This is a genomic window from Leucobacter weissii (assembly GCF_017565745.1).
GTDB classification, from domain to species: Bacteria; Actinomycetota; Actinomycetes; order Actinomycetales; family Microbacteriaceae; genus Leucobacter; species Leucobacter weissii.
In genome coordinates this window covers 223,593-236,922 of record NZ_JAGDYM010000007.1, presented here as the reverse complement: position 1 = coordinate 236,922, position 13,330 = coordinate 223,593, and the positions used below count along the sequence as shown (strand labels likewise).

Here is a 13,330-nt window from a genome sequence, read left to right as displayed (position 1 = left end):
TATAAGTGGTCTACGCCGAGGCGGGGACCAGAGCCGACCGCTCGATCGCGGCGGAGAACAGGGCGATCAGCTCGTCCCCCGCCGCCCGAGCCGCCGCCGAGACTCCGGCCATGCCGAAGAACGGGTGGATGAGTCCGGGGAAGACCCGGAGCTGCACGGGCACGTCGGCCTGCAGCAGTTTCGCCGCGTAGACCGTTCCGTCGTCTCGCAGGGGGTCGAAGCCCGCGACGCCGATCACGGCCGGAGCCGTGCCCGCCAGATCGCCGCGCGCGGGAGAGGCGTCCGGGAGCCTCGCCGCCTCGGCGTCGGGGAGGTAGGTGCGCCGGATCAGATCGAGGTCGGCTTTCGAGAGGAAGAAGCCGGCGCCGTTCTCGAGCGCGGACGGGTAGTCCCTCGAGAAATCGGTGTACGGCGACGCGAGGAGCTGGGCCGCCACCGGGATGCCGCGATCCCGCATCGCACGCGCGGCGACGGTGGCGAGGTTGGCGCCGGAGCTCTCCCCCGCGACGGCGAGCCTCGCGGCATCCCCTCCCAGCTCGGAGATGTGCGCATGCGCCCAGGCCGTCACCTCGACGGCGTCTTCGGGCGCGGCGGGGAACGGATGCTCGGGAGCCAGTCGATAGTCGACGGAGACGATCACGGCCTCCATCTCGTTCGCGAGTCGCTGGGCCACGTCCTGCACGAGCCGCGCCGCGCCGACGATGAATCCTCCGGGATGGAAGAGCACGACGGTGGGGACGCTGGCCTTCTCCGTCACCGGCCGTACGATCTGCACCGGGGTCGGGATCGATCCCACCTCCTGCTCCGATACCGAGGCGACCGCCGGGAAGGCGTCGCGATCCCATCCCCCCTCGATGGTCTCCGCCATCCGCAGCCTGGCCTCCTCCGGCGTGCCGTCGAACGTCGAAGGGGCGCCCACCTCCTTCAGGAAGGAGAGGAACCCGGCGAATTCTGGATCGAGTGTCATGCGTGCTCTGCTTTCTTGCTGTCGATATCTGGTGGTCGGGTCTCGGTCATCCGTCTCAGTCGCGCAGGAGCCGATCGTGGGACTCCTGAGCGGCGGCGCGCACCCCCTCGAGATCGCGGCCCACCAGCGCGCCGGCTCGTTTCAGGAAGCGCCCGGCGACCATGACCGAGTCGACGTTCCCCGGATGGGCCGCCGTCACCACGGCCGCGATCGGATCCGAGACGGGGTGCAGATTCAGATCGGCCCCGCGGATGAGGATGAGATCGGCCTGGTAGCCGGGGCGGAGCACTCCGACGCGATCGGCGATTCCCAACGCCTCCGCTCCTCCGAGCGTGGCCATCCGGAACACATCGGCCGCAGACAGCGGCTCGGGCACCGGCACGGCGCGACTGCGGCCCTCGTTGACGACGCTCCGTTGCGCGGCCAGCGCCGCGCGCATCTGCACGAACAGATCCGCCGGACCGACCGCTTCGGTATCGCTGCTGAGGCCGATGCTGATGCCCCGGGCCTGACAGCGGTCGATCGGGCTGTAGCCGATCCCGCCCATGATGAACTCGTGCTGGGGGGCGAGCGAGATGCTGATGCCGTGCTCGGCCATCAGGTCCAGCTCGGCGTCGCTGCTCTCGCTGCAGTGGACGAAGTTCAGGTCGGATCCGAGCAGTCCGGCCTCCCCGAGCTGCGCGATCGCGGCGAGCTCTCCGCGCTCCACGCCGCACCCCATGTGGATGGAGGTGCGGATCCCGAGGTCTCGCGCCATCGCCAGGTCGGCGCGGGTCGCCTCGATCGTGGCGAGTTCGGGGCCGCGTCCCGCGAGCTGCAGGGTCACGAGCGCCCCATCGTCCGAGAGGCGGCTCTCCCGGATCCGTCTCACGTCGTCCGTGTGCGGCAGTGCGCTGTCGGCGATCCAGTCGAAGAGATCGACGCACGGCCAGCCGTGCCCGAAGATCGCACGGATCCCCGATTCCTGGAGGGCGTCGATCGCCCGGTCGCTGTGCGCGGGCGAGTTCTGGATGTGCGACCAGTCCATCAGCGTGGTCGTTCCGCCGTCGATCGCGGCGAGCGCGCCGAGGAGGTTCCCGATGTAGACGTCTTCCGCGGAGTATCTCGCCCCCCGGTTCGCGAACATCTCGCCGAAGTAGGGGTTGAGGTCGATGTCGGTGCAACGATGCCGGATCGCGGACTGCCAGGTGTGCTTGTGCGTGTCGACGAGCCCCGGCATGACGATCATCCCGTCCGCCTCGACGATCTCGGCCCCCTCGGCTTCGAGGGAGCGGCCGACCGCGACGACGATCCCGTCGTCGACGAGCACCTCGCCGCGTTCGATCGCTTCGCCCGCCTCGGCCCCGGCGATGACCGTGCCTCCGCGGATCAGGGTTCTGCGCGAAATGGTCGCCATGATGCTCACACCCCCGCCCCGGCAGTGGCGGTCGGGGCCTTCGCCCGCCGCAACGAACGGTCATGAGCCTCCCGGATCTCGCGGTCCGCGGGAGCGTCGGCCCACGCGTGGCCGATGTAGCCGTCGGGCCTGACCAGCAGCGCCTCCGCCCCTCGCGCCGTGGTGCTCGCGGGAAGATCGCGAACGGTTCCGTAGGCGGTGCGGTCCGGGAGACTCCTCGCGGAGTCCGGGGCCTGCCGCTCGATGAGCACGAAGTCCGCGGTCGCGGCGAGCTCGGCGTAGCTGCGACCGTCGTCGAGCGTGAGCCGGCTCACGCGTTCTCCGATCGCGGGGTGCGCGTCCTCCTCCCGGTGATAGCTGGTTCCGAAGCCGCTCAGCCGGTCCCGGAGGATCCGGTTCACCTCGGGGATCGGCACGAGCTCCTCCTCGAAGAACTTCTGCAGCTGCCTTCCCGCCTCGGAGAAGTTGAAGTTCAGCGACGTCTGTGTGTCGACATCGGCCATGAGCTTCTGCAGCACGGGGTAGCGCTCCTCGTGATAGCTGATCAGGAGATCCTCGGTTGCCCGCCCCGTGGCCACGGCCCCCAGCTTCCATCCGAGGTTGAAGGCGTCCTGGATGCAGTAGTTCATGCCGATGCCGCTCGCGGGATAGTGCACCCGGGTGGCCTCGCCCACGAGGGAGACCGCCCCCCGTGTCAGGAGGGGCACCGTCTTGTGGTCGTCCCCGTAGCGGGACATCCGCTTCGCCGACCGGATCTCGAAGTCCGTGCCCGCGATGGCCCGCAGATGCTCCGTGACCTCGTCGAGGGTGACCGCGACCGACAACGGAGTATGCCGGGCCGCCTCCGCGACGATGATGAAGCGCGTGGTGTTCTTGCCGAACGGATAGGAGAGGATCCATCCGGCGCCGTTCTTGAACATCTTCATGCCGACCGGCCAGGGGAAGTCGAGATCCGCGTCGACCGAGAGAGCCGTCAGCGTGGTCTCCCGCCCCTCGAAGGGTATGCCGGCGGCCGTTCTGACCTGGCTGCGGGCCCCGTCCGCGCCCACCAGGTGGCGGCCCCCGACCGTGATCGTCTCGCCGTTCTGGTCCTCGAAATCGACCGAGACCCCGTCTGCTTCTTCGCGGTGCCCGACGTAGGTGACACCGCGACGGAGCTCGGCGCCCTGCTCCTGCGCCCATGCGCGGAGCAGATGCTCGGTGGTGGTCTGAGGGAGGATCAGCGCGTAGGGGAAGTCGCTGTCCATCTCGTGGTATCTCAGGCCCAGCTGGCCGGCGTACATGTAGAGCGGGACCTCGAAGTCCGGTCGCCATTCCGCTGCCGCCTCGCGGAACCGGCCCATCATGCCGCGCAGCGCGAGCTGCTCGAGCACGCGCGGCTGGATCACCCCCGCCCGGGACGGAGAGTCGCCGGTCCGTTTCTCGGCGACGAATACGGAGGCCCCCGCTCTCGCGGCCTCCGCGGCGACGGTGCTGCCCGCCGGGCCGGCCCCGACGACGACGACATCGAACATGTCAGACAGATCCAAGATCCACGCTCCTCTTCATTGAGTTCATCGACTCCTCATTGAGTTCATCTACCGCCCTAGTGTTCGCTCAGCGGGCACTATCGGCGCATTTCCGATTGTGATCCACCCCAACCGCTTTGTCAAGTCCGATGAATATCTTGATATTCCGGGAATACCGGTGAGTTTTGAAAACTGGCCACTCGTTCGCTGAACGGCAAAACCGTGTATTCTTATACTGGTGAAACTCGAAATTCTCGAGATGCATAAGGAAGAGTGAGGAGCCGCTTCGGTGTCGCGGAATGAGGTGGGGCCCGACTTCGTCGAAGCGGTGGCTCGAGGTGTCGAGGTGCTCCGGAGCTTCGGCGACAGCAAACGTCCGCTCACGCTCCGGGAGGTCGCGACCTCCACCGGCCTGGCGCGGGCCACCGCCAGGCGAGTCATCCTCACCCTCGAGCATCTCGGTTACGTGCGCAGCGAAGAGGGCGGCTACACCGTCACCCCCCGCGTACTCGAACTGGGCATGGCCCACGTGCTGCGAAGCGGCGTATGGGCCGCGGCGCGGGCCCATCTCGCGGATCTCGTGAAGACGACCAACCAAGCCGCCTCGATCGCTCAGCTCGACGGCGCCGACATCATCTACGTGGCCAGAGTCGAGATCCCCAAGATGGTCGCGCTCTCGGTCGACGTCGGCACTCGCCTGCCGAGCGAGAGCACCGCGCTCGGCAAGGTGCTGCTCGCGTCGCTCTCGCCGGAGCACCTCGAGACGACCCTCGCGCTCGCCCCCCGCTCCCCCGTGATCCCGCACCATCCGATCGACCGCCGCATGCTCGAGGAGCAGCTCCGGGAGATCAGGGCACAGGGCTGGGCCGCGACCGACGAGGAGATCCATCCCGGAGTCCGCTCGGTCGCCGCTCCGCTGCGCGATGGCGAGGGTCGAGTCTTCGCCGCGATCAACATCGCGGCGATCTCCTCGGAGCTCAGCCATCGGCAGCTCATCGACGAGTGCCTACCGCTGCTGCTGCGCACGGCGAGCCAGATCAGCACGGACTACGCGCAGCTGGCGGCGGCCCCGCAGTTCACCGTGAGCCCGGGATGAGCCCCGGCGGGTCGGCACCCGGGTCGGCGCGTCAGCCGAGCCGGTGCTCGTGGATCGGCGAGCTGAGCGCCGTGCCGTTGCATTCGAGGTAGAGCTGCCCCTCGGTCGCCGAGAGCGTCAGCGCGTTGCGCCGGGCCAGCGCGGCGACGATCGCGTCGACGAAGCCCGGGTCGAACGAGCGCAGGACGATCTCCTCGGCCCGGTGGATCGTCTTCCCCGACCATGCCGAGAGCAGCTTCGCGGGATCTCGGTGGGTGTAGACCGCGACGCGGTCCGCGAGCTTGCTGCCGAAGTGGAGGCGCTGCGCATCGGGAGCCCCGATCTCGATCCAGACGGTGACCCGGCCGGTGAGATCCCGCACCAGCACCGCCGGCTCGTCCGACGACGAGATGCCGCCCGCGCCGAAGGCGATGCCCTCCTCGTACTCCAGGCAGTAGGCGAGCAGACGGGTCGCCAGGAAGGCGCCGGTCTCCGAGGGGTGCTGGGCCAGGCGCAGCGAGAACTCCTCGTAGACGCCCCGGTCCACGTCCGCCAGCTCCACCTCGCAGGTGCGGATCGTCGCGCCAATCGCCATGTTCACCGAGCTTAGCGTCCCGCCGACGCGTGGATTCCGGACGCCGCGCCCTATCCCAGGCGCACGAGCGCCACGCCGACGACGATCAGCGCGATGCCGACCAGCATGCGCCGGGTGAGCGGATCCTTCCAGATCACCCGCGCGAGAATAGCCACGGCCGATATTCCGACCGCCGTCCAGATGCCGTAGCCCACCGCGACCGGCATCCCCTCCCGCAGGGAGAGCGAGAGGAGGAGGAACGCTGCGGCGTACCCGAGCGCGACCGGCGCCAGCCACCTCTTCTTGCGCAGGCCGTCGGATGCGCTCAGGCAGAGCGTCGCCGCCACCTCGAACACTATGGCGGCGAGCAGCCAGGTCCAGGCCATCACGAGAGCCCCCGTTCGAGACCGCCGGATTCGGCTCCGCCGGCAGGAGCGCTCCGTCTGCCCGCGCCGGTCTCGACGAGGACCACGCCGAGCACGATCACGCCGATGCCGAGCAGCTGCGGAATGCTCAGTCCCTCGCCGAACAGCGCGATGCCGAGGATCGCCGTGGCGACGACGCCGACCGCGCCCCAGATCGCGTAGGCGACTCCGACGGGCATACCGGCGCGAAGCGCCAGGCCGAGGAGGGCGTAGGAGACGACGTATCCGAGCGTCGCAGCCAGGTACCAGCGCGAGTCGTCGACTCCTGCTCGGAGCGACACCGTGGCGAACACCTCGAAGCACACCGCGCCGAGCACCCAGACCAGCGCCATGTCTGCCACCCACCCTCTTGAGGAACACCGAGCGGAAACCCGGACGGAACCGCCTCGCATCGCGCTGCCGCGGATCGGCGACGGCGAGCGCCGGAGCCGGAGAGCAGCGGGCCCACGACGGTCTGCGCGCGCATGAGCAGATAGTAGCCGATGATCGAGGACGCGGCGGCCGATCGCGTCGCGAACCCGACTGCGGCGGCACAGCCCCATCGGGGCGGCAAGGCCTTGAGGGCGCCCGAGGGGTGGGCTATGGTCTCACCACGGGCAGGGGGAGGGAATCCGTGTATCTGCAGGAGCTGGGAACCGGTCAACTCGTGGAGTTCGCCGGGTTGCTCGTAACCCTCATGATCTTCTTCAGCATCGACGCCAAGTACCGCTTCAGTCGAACGGGCGGCACCGCACGGATCCTGTTCCACGGCGCGAGCATCGTCGGGGGGATCGCCACCGCCGTCGGGCTCGTCGTGGTGTGGATCGAGATGTTCCTTCCGGAGGAGGACCGGACGATCCACCTGCTGATGTATTTCGTGCCCGCGAGCGTCTCTGTCCTCGCGGCCCTCGTCCTCGCCGTCGAGGTGATCTTCCTGCGCAGGGACCAGAGCGAGCGCGAATCGGACGACTGAGCTCGCGCGCTCCGCCGCCTATCCTGAGAGGATGACGGAGACGACTCCCGCACGGACGCCCCACCTCATCGCACTCGTCGCCGGCATCGCCGCGATGGGCATGCTCTTCGCCCTGCCGGGCGGGATCCCGGACTACCTGATCCTCGTCGCGATCGGTGCCGCGGCCGTGATCATCGGGCATCGCGCGATGCGGCGACGCGGGCCGCTCATCTGGGCCGCGGTCCTCGGTCTCGTCCTCGCCTATCTCGAACTGCTCGTCTCCGCGGGCCTGCTCGCTGTGCGGCTCACTCGCACGCTCGCAGGCTGAGGGCTCCCGACGCGAGTCCGACACCCCGGTATCCGCCGGTGATACCCGGCCGCGCAGCGATACGCTCGTGCTGATCGACTTCCCACGCGACGAACAGGAGCCCCGATGCGAGAGATCGACGGCGAGAGGTTCGGACGGTGGAGCCTGCGTCTCGACGCCCTCTACTGCGCGGTGCTCGGCACGGCCGTGGCCCTGTTCGCCGGGCGGATCGCCGACGGCCTCGCGCTGCCCCCGCCGCTCATCGCGGTCGCCGGTGCCGCCGTCGTGGTGTGGGCCGGCGGCATCGTGTGGATGCTCGCACGGCTCTCCCTGCGCGCGGCTCTGCGTTCCGTGATGATCGTCAACGTGCTCGCCACCGTCGCCGTCGGGTTCGCCTCGGCGACCGCGGCGACGCTGCTCATCGTCGCCGCGGTCGTCACCGTGGCGATCGACATCGCCCTCTTCGCAATGAGCCAGGCGATCGCGTTGCGGGCACTCCCCGCTCGCGGCTGAGGAACCGGGCCAGCGGAGCGGGCCGCACAACCAGCTCCTGACCAGGGGGAACACAAGAGAACCCCCGCAAGTAGAAGCCTTGCGAGGGTTCGGTAACGGTGTAATAGCCGCTACGTGGCTCCGACCGGCATCGATCCGGTGACCTTTCGATTTTCAGTCGAACGCTCTACCAACTGAGCTACAGAGCCGTGGCGGCCACCATGCGACGACCGCCGAAGATGAAGAAGCCCTTCCGAAGAAGGGCCTCTTTCATCTGGCGACCCTGACGGGACTTGAACCCGCGACCTCCGCCGTGACAGGGCGGCGCGCTAACCAACTGCGCCACAGGGCCATGGTGTATTCAATTGTTGTGGTAGTCAGTGACCCCAACGGGATTCGAACCCGTGTTACCGCCGTGAAAGGGCGACGTCCTAGGCCACTAGACGATGGGGCCGTGAACGCTTGCGCGTCGTTGGCTACCGAATAGATAGCTTACGTTGTTCCGGCGCATCGACGCAAATCGGCTCAGCCGCGATCGAGCGCTCTGCGGACCCGCTTGAACGAGACGTCCTCGTGGATCTCCACGCCCGCACTGGTGCGCTGCTCGAAGGTGAAACCCATCTTGCCCTGCCGCAGCACCCCGATCAGATACGGCTCATCCGCGTTCCACAGCACCCAGGTCGGCTGACCGTGGGTGTTGTTGCCGAGGAAGGTCGCCTCGATCTCACGATTGCCGATGCGGTGCAGCGTCGGAACAAGCGCGCGCGTCGAAAGAGTGATCTCATTCGATTGCGCCTCTGCCGCCAACTCGCTCATACCGTCATCATAGTAAAACCGCGCGAGAATCGGGAAAGGCCCGCTCAGCTCCCGGCGAAAAAGGCTGCGGTCGCAGCGGCCAGGCCGCGCAGATCATCGACGTGCGCGAGTTCGCGTGCCGAGTGCATCGAGAGCAGCGGCACCCCGACGTCGACCGTGCGGATCCCGATCCGCGTGGCCGTGAGCGGCCCGATGGTGGAGCCGCAGGGCACTCCGTTGTGGGACACGAACTCCTGGGCCGGAATGCCCGCGGCCTCGCAGCACCGGCGCCACAGCGCGGCGCCGTGCGCATCGCTCGCGTAGCGCTGCTTGGCGTTCAGCTTCAGCATGGGTCCGCCGCCGGCCCGCGGGCGGACCCGCGGGTCGTGGCGATCGGGGTAGTTGGGATGCACGGCATGTCCGGCATCGGCCGAGAGGCACCAGGATCCGGACAGCGCCCGGGCCCGCTCCTCCGCGCCGGCGCCGATCCCGGAGAACAGCCGTCCGAGCACCTCTTCCAGGAAGGGCCCGCTCGCCCCGGAGCGGGATTCCGACCCGAGCTCCTCGTGATCGAACGCCGCCAGCACGGCGATCGTGCCCGGCGCCGGTTCCGTCTCGACCAGCGCTCGCAGACCGGCGAACACGGAGCTCAGATTGTCGAGGCGGGGCGAGGCGAGCAGCTCTCCCGCCGCGCCGATCCGCGCCGGCGGCTGCGCATCGGCGAGACGCACGTCCGCGCCGGCGATGTCGTTCGCGGACACCCCCGCGGCCGAGGCGAGCAGCTGGTGGACGGAGGCTCCCGCGCCCGCGACGCCGAGCACCGGCTGCGTATGCCGCTGCTTGTCCAGCACGAGCCCGCTGCCGACTTCGCGGTCGAGATGGATCGCGAGCTGCGGGATCCGGGCCACCGCCCCTGTCCGCACCAGATGCTGGACGCCCTCGCGCGTGACGACGCGCCCGGCCAGCGCGAGGTCGCGGTCGAGCCAGGAGTTCAGCAGCGGGCCGCCGTAGATCTCGACGCCCGCCTGCGCCCAGCCCTCGGCCTCGAAATCCGGTCGCGGTTTGAGCACGAAACCCGGCGAATCCGTGTGGCAGCCGAGGATCCGCACCGGGCTCGTCGCGGAGAGTCCCTCGCCGGCCCGCCAGGCGATCAGCGCCCCGTCCCGGATGGTGAGACCGCGGGAACCGGCGCGGAGCGGATCCCACGACTCGTCCTCGCGCACCCGACGGAAGCCCGCGGCGGCCAGCGTCGTGCCCAGCGCCGCGACCGCGTGATACGAGCTGGGCGAGTCGGAGACGAAGTCGATGAACCCGTCGACGTAGGCGTCGCGACTCCCGATCATCGCTTCGGAGCCTCGAAGCCGGTCGCGAACTCGGCCAGCAGCCGGGCGCCGAAACCGGTCGACCCCGTCGAGCGCCAGAGGTCGTCGCTCTCGGCCTGCATCGTCCCGGCGATGTCGAGGTGCCCCCACGGCAGCTCGTCCACGAACTCGTTCAGGAACAGCGCGGCGAGGATCGCGCCCGCGTACTGGCCCCCGATGTTCGAGAGATCCGCAACGCTCGACTTCAGCTGGTCCCGGTAGCGGTGATCGAGGGGCAGCCGCCAGATCGTCTCGTCGGTGGTCTCCGCCGCGGCCTCGAGCTGCGCCGCCACCGCGTCGTCGTTGGCGAGCATGGCCGCGCTGCGCGTGCCGAGCGCGGCCATCGCCGCGCCGGTCAGCGTCGCGATGTCGACGATCGCGTCGGGTCGCCGCGCCTCCTCGGTGGCGAGCACGAGGCCGTCGGCCATCACCAGCCTCCCCTCGGCGTCGGTGTTCTTGACCTCGACCGTGGTGCCGCCGCGGATCGTGAGCACGTCTCCCAGCTTGGTCGCGCTGCCCGACGGCATGTTGTCGGTGCACATGAGCCAGCCGGTCACCGCGGTCTGCGCGCCGAGCTCGCGCAGTGCCGTCATCGCGGAGAACACCGCCGCGGCGCCCATCATGTCGAGCTTCATCGCCGCGTGCATCGCGTTGGACGGCTTGAGGCTGATGCCGCCCGAGTCGTACATGATGCCCTTGCCGACCAGGGCCAGGTGCGGGGCGTCGCCGCCGGACCCCTCGGGCGAGAAGCGCAGCTTCACCATCCGGGGCTCCTCGACGCTGCCCGCGTTGACGCCGAGCAGCCCGCCGCACCCCAGTTCGATGAGGGCCTCGCGGTCGAAGACCTCGACCTCGAGGCCGAACCGCGGGCCGAGTTCGCGCGCGATCTCGGCGAATTTCACGGCGCTCAGATGCCGGGGCGGCGTGTTGGCCAGATCCCGCGCCAGGCTCGCGGTCCGGGCGAGGACCAGTCCGCGCTCGACCCCGAGATCCGCCTGCTCCTCGTCGGCCTCGTCGACCACGATCGTGAGGCTCGTGAGCTGCACCGTCTTCGGGTCGCTCGTCAGCGCGTCGTAGCGGTACCGGGAGAGGATCGCCCCCTCGGTCGCGGCCTGAGCCGCCGCGAGCGGCTCCGCTCCCGCCGAGACCGCATCCCCCAGCGGGACCACGAGCGCCTCCGATTCCTTCGCCGCGCGGGTGAGCGCGGCCACCGCGTCGCGCACTGCGGCCGCCGTCGAGAGCCCCGAGCCGACGCCCACCAGCACGCGGACCGGAGTCCCGGGCAGCGCGAGCGTCTGCCCCTTCTTGCCGGTGAAGCCCACGGCGGCGAGCGCCTCCCGATCCAGATCGCCGGGCAATCCCTCAGGCAGCGCCCCCTCGTCGGCGACGAACACGGCGAGCGCCGACGGGGAACGGCCGGCATCGGCGTTCACCGCCACCGTCACCTCGACCTCGCGTGCGAGCGAGGGAACCGGATTGAAGTCTGAGTCGATCACAACGGTCATGGGACCACCATACTCGCGCGCACCGACATCGTTGACCCGTCAGGAATAGATGCAAATGCATACATGTTTCACCCGACATGAAAGCATTCGGATTCCTCTCCTTCGGGCACTACGGCAACGTTCCCGGATCTCGCACCCGTACCGCCGGCGACATGCTGCGCCAGACCATCGAGCTCGCCGAGGGGGCGGACGAGCTCGGCGTGAACGGCGCCTACCTGCGGGTCCACCACTTCGCGAAGCAGGCGGCCTCGCCGATCCCGCTGCTCACCGCGATGGCCGCCCGCACCGATCGCATCGAGGTCGGCACCGGCGTGATCGACATGCGCTACGAGAACCCGCTCTATCTGGCCGAGGAGGCCGCGGCGCTCGACCTGATCGCATCGCGCAGGATCGCACTCGGCATCAGCCGGGGCTCCCCCGAGACCGCGCTGCGCGGCTATGAGGCCTTCGGCTACACCGGAGCGGAGGATCCGAAGGGCGCCGACCTCGCGCGCGACAAGTTCGACCTCTTCCTGCGCGCGATCGACGGGGAGACGGTGGTCGACGCCGACCCGCAGATGGGACCGGCGGGCCGGCTCGCGATCGAGCCGCGCTCCGGCGGGCTGCGCGACCGGATCTGGTGGGGCGCCGGCTCCCGCGCGACCGCCGAGCAGACCGGCCGGCTGGGCCTCAACCTGATGAGCTCGACGCTGCTGACCGAGGCGACCGGGCAGCCGTTCCACGAGTTGCAGCGCGAGCAGATCGAGCGCTTTCGCACCGCGTACCGCGAGGCCGGGCACAGCGGAGCGCCGCGGGTCAGCGTGAGCCGCAGCGTGTTCCCCCTGATCACCGAGCAGGATCAGCTCTACTTCGGTCTGCGCTCGCGCGAGAACCAGGATCAGATCGGCGTCATCGACGGCTTCCGCTCGACGTTCGGCAAGACCTACGCCGACACGCCGGACCGCCTCGTCGAGCAGTTGCGGGCGGATGAGGCGGTCATGGCGGCCGACACGCTCATGCTCACGATCCCGAACCAGTTGGGCCCCGAGTACAACCTGCACGTGCTGCAGGCCTTCGCGGAGCACGTCGCCCCGGCGCTCGGATGGCAGCCGAACACCGAGGGACCGGTGCAGGGGATGGGGTCTGAGCACGCCGGCCTCGGCGGCTCACCGGGGGTGAGCGGCGGCGCTTCGGGCGGAGATCGCAGTCCCGGAGGATCCTGAGCCGAGAAGTCCTCCGCCCGAGCTGCGATCTCCGCCCGAGCCGTCGGCGAGCCACCCCGATCACGAGCACGGCCGCCCTTCGGGACGGCGCGCCGGTCGCCGGGGAACCGATCGGGACGCGCGTGCTCGCTACCATTGACCGCATGAGCTTCGAGCAGGTGCGGGCCGCCTACGCCTCGCTCGCCGGGGAGTACGTCGAAGCCGTCGGAAGGATCGGGCACGCCTCGGAGGCGGATCGCGAGTGCGTCGGCGCCTGGGCGACGGGACTGCGCGGTCGCGTGCTCGACGTCGGCTCCGGGCCGGGGCAGTGGACGGATCATCTGCGGCGCCAGGGGGTGCGGATCGAGGGCGTCGAGCCCGTGCCGGAGTTCCTGTCCGCGGCGCGGCGGAGCTACCCGGAATCGCGCTTCCGAGCGGGCCGGGCCGAGCGGCTGGGGGTGGCGGATGCGAGCCTCGCCGGCGTGCTCGCCTGGTACTCACTGATCCACATGGAGCCGGAGACCGTCGACATCGCACTCGAGGAGTTCGCCCGGGCCCTCGCCCCCGGCGGCTCCTTGCTGGTCGGCTTCTTCACGGGGGCCGAACTCGAGCCCTTCGAACACGCCATCGCGACGGCCTACTACTGGCCGGTCGATCTGCTCGGCTCCCGGATCGAAGCCGCCGGGTTCGCCGTCGGCGACGTTCGCGCGCGCCTCGACCCCTCGGCGCGCCCCGTCCCGGGTCGGCGGCCGGAGGCGATGATCGTCGCGACCCGCACGAGCGGGGGGTCACGAGCGCGCTAGGGTTGCGCCT

The 13,330-nt window shown here is 69.7% G+C and carries 15 protein-coding genes and 3 tRNA genes; 6 read left to right on the top strand and 12 right to left on the bottom strand.

What is annotated here, in order from left to right:
- Nucleotides 1-10 precede the first annotated feature (10 nt).
- From J4H92_RS07325 to J4H92_RS07315, 3 genes are read right to left on the bottom strand one after another with little or no spacing between them, the layout of a single operon-like run.
- Entirely contained in the window at nucleotides 11-967 is a 957-nt protein-coding gene (locus J4H92_RS07325) for an alpha/beta hydrolase (protein ID WP_208097515.1), read from the bottom strand.
- A gap of 55 nt (nucleotides 968-1,022) precedes the next feature.
- Nucleotides 1,023-2,363: an amidohydrolase family protein gene (locus J4H92_RS07320; protein WP_208097514.1), complete on the bottom strand. Its 1,341-nt coding sequence runs from the start codon at nucleotides 2,361-2,363 to the stop codon at nucleotides 1,023-1,025.
- 5 nt (nucleotides 2,364-2,368) lie between these two features.
- The gene (locus J4H92_RS07315; RefSeq protein WP_208097513.1) at nucleotides 2,369-3,892 is read right to left on the bottom strand and encodes an FAD-dependent oxidoreductase; all 1,524 of its coding nucleotides are present in this window, start codon (nucleotides 3,890-3,892) and stop codon (nucleotides 2,369-2,371) included.
- A 268-nt stretch (nucleotides 3,893-4,160) separates the two neighbouring features.
- On the opposite strand from J4H92_RS07315, the gene J4H92_RS15725 reads away from it, so the two are divergent.
- Nucleotides 4,161-4,967, top strand: a complete 807-nt coding sequence (locus tag J4H92_RS15725) for an IclR family transcriptional regulator domain-containing protein (RefSeq protein WP_208097512.1) — start codon at nucleotides 4,161-4,163, stop codon at nucleotides 4,965-4,967.
- A 31-nt stretch (nucleotides 4,968-4,998) separates the two neighbouring features.
- Here J4H92_RS15725 and J4H92_RS07305 read toward each other — a convergent pair whose 3' ends face one another.
- From J4H92_RS07305 to J4H92_RS07295, 3 genes are read right to left on the bottom strand one after another with little or no spacing between them, the layout of a single operon-like run.
- Entirely contained in the window at nucleotides 4,999-5,541 is a 543-nt protein-coding gene (locus tag J4H92_RS07305; protein ID WP_208097570.1) for a YaeQ family protein, read from the bottom strand.
- 50 nt (nucleotides 5,542-5,591) lie between these two features.
- The gene (locus J4H92_RS07300) at nucleotides 5,592-5,906 is read right to left on the bottom strand and encodes a DMT family transporter (protein ID WP_208097511.1); all 315 of its coding nucleotides are present in this window, start codon (nucleotides 5,904-5,906) and stop codon (nucleotides 5,592-5,594) included.
- Nucleotides 5,906-6,277: a DMT family transporter gene (locus J4H92_RS07295; RefSeq protein ID WP_208097510.1), complete on the bottom strand. Its 372-nt coding sequence runs from the start codon at nucleotides 6,275-6,277 to the stop codon at nucleotides 5,906-5,908. The genes J4H92_RS07300 and J4H92_RS07295 overlap by 1 nt, the downstream gene beginning before the upstream one ends.
- 281 nt (nucleotides 6,278-6,558) lie before the next feature.
- Between J4H92_RS07295 and J4H92_RS07290 the strand changes: the two genes are divergently transcribed.
- The 3 genes from J4H92_RS07290 (at nucleotide 6,559) to J4H92_RS07280 (ending at nucleotide 7,696) form a co-directional block, all read left to right on the top strand.
- Nucleotides 6,559-6,897 (top strand): hypothetical protein, encoded by a 339-nt coding sequence (locus J4H92_RS07290; protein ID WP_208097509.1) that lies wholly within the window; start codon nucleotides 6,559-6,561, stop codon nucleotides 6,895-6,897.
- A gap of 31 nt (nucleotides 6,898-6,928) precedes the next feature.
- Entirely contained in the window at nucleotides 6,929-7,204 is a 276-nt protein-coding gene (locus J4H92_RS07285) for a hypothetical protein (protein WP_208097508.1), read from the top strand.
- A 105-nt stretch (nucleotides 7,205-7,309) separates the two neighbouring features.
- Nucleotides 7,310-7,696 carry a hypothetical protein gene (locus J4H92_RS07280; RefSeq protein ID WP_208097507.1) on the top strand — a complete coding sequence of 129 codons (387 nt, stop codon included), beginning with the start codon at nucleotides 7,310-7,312 and terminating at the stop codon, nucleotides 7,694-7,696.
- A gap of 115 nt (nucleotides 7,697-7,811) precedes the next feature.
- On the opposite strand, the gene J4H92_RS07275 is transcribed toward J4H92_RS07280, so the two are convergent.
- The 6 genes from J4H92_RS07275 to J4H92_RS07250 form a co-directional block, all read right to left on the bottom strand.
- Nucleotides 7,812-7,884 (bottom strand) — tRNA-Phe (locus J4H92_RS07275).
- Nucleotides 7,885-7,950: 66 nt separating this feature from the next.
- Nucleotides 7,951-8,027 (bottom strand) — tRNA-Asp (locus tag J4H92_RS07270).
- A 29-nt stretch (nucleotides 8,028-8,056) separates the two neighbouring features.
- A tRNA-Glu gene (locus tag J4H92_RS07265) sits at nucleotides 8,057-8,129 on the bottom strand.
- A 71-nt stretch (nucleotides 8,130-8,200) separates the two neighbouring features.
- Entirely contained in the window at nucleotides 8,201-8,491 is a 291-nt protein-coding gene (locus tag J4H92_RS07260) for a hypothetical protein (protein ID WP_208097506.1), read from the bottom strand.
- A 44-nt stretch (nucleotides 8,492-8,535) separates the two neighbouring features.
- The gene (locus J4H92_RS07255) at nucleotides 8,536-9,813 is read right to left on the bottom strand and encodes a M18 family aminopeptidase (protein WP_208097505.1); all 1,278 of its coding nucleotides are present in this window, start codon (nucleotides 9,811-9,813) and stop codon (nucleotides 8,536-8,538) included.
- A complete protein-coding gene (locus J4H92_RS07250; RefSeq protein ID WP_208097504.1) occupies nucleotides 9,810-11,336 on the bottom strand; it encodes a leucyl aminopeptidase in 1,527 nt (508 codons plus the stop codon). The genes J4H92_RS07255 and J4H92_RS07250 overlap by 4 nt, the downstream gene beginning before the upstream one ends.
- 77 nt (nucleotides 11,337-11,413) lie before the next feature.
- Here J4H92_RS07250 and J4H92_RS07245 point away from each other — a divergent pair, with 77 nt between their 5' ends.
- Together J4H92_RS07245 and J4H92_RS07240 are read left to right on the top strand one after the other, a co-directional pair.
- Nucleotides 11,414-12,538, top strand: a complete 1,125-nt coding sequence (locus tag J4H92_RS07245) for an LLM class flavin-dependent oxidoreductase (protein WP_208097503.1) — start codon at nucleotides 11,414-11,416, stop codon at nucleotides 12,536-12,538.
- A 143-nt stretch (nucleotides 12,539-12,681) separates the two neighbouring features.
- On the top strand, nucleotides 12,682-13,320 hold the full coding sequence (locus J4H92_RS07240) for a class I SAM-dependent methyltransferase (RefSeq protein WP_208097502.1): 639 nt from the start codon (nucleotides 12,682-12,684) through the stop codon (nucleotides 13,318-13,320).
- The last annotated feature ends 10 nt before the right edge of the window (nucleotides 13,321-13,330 follow it).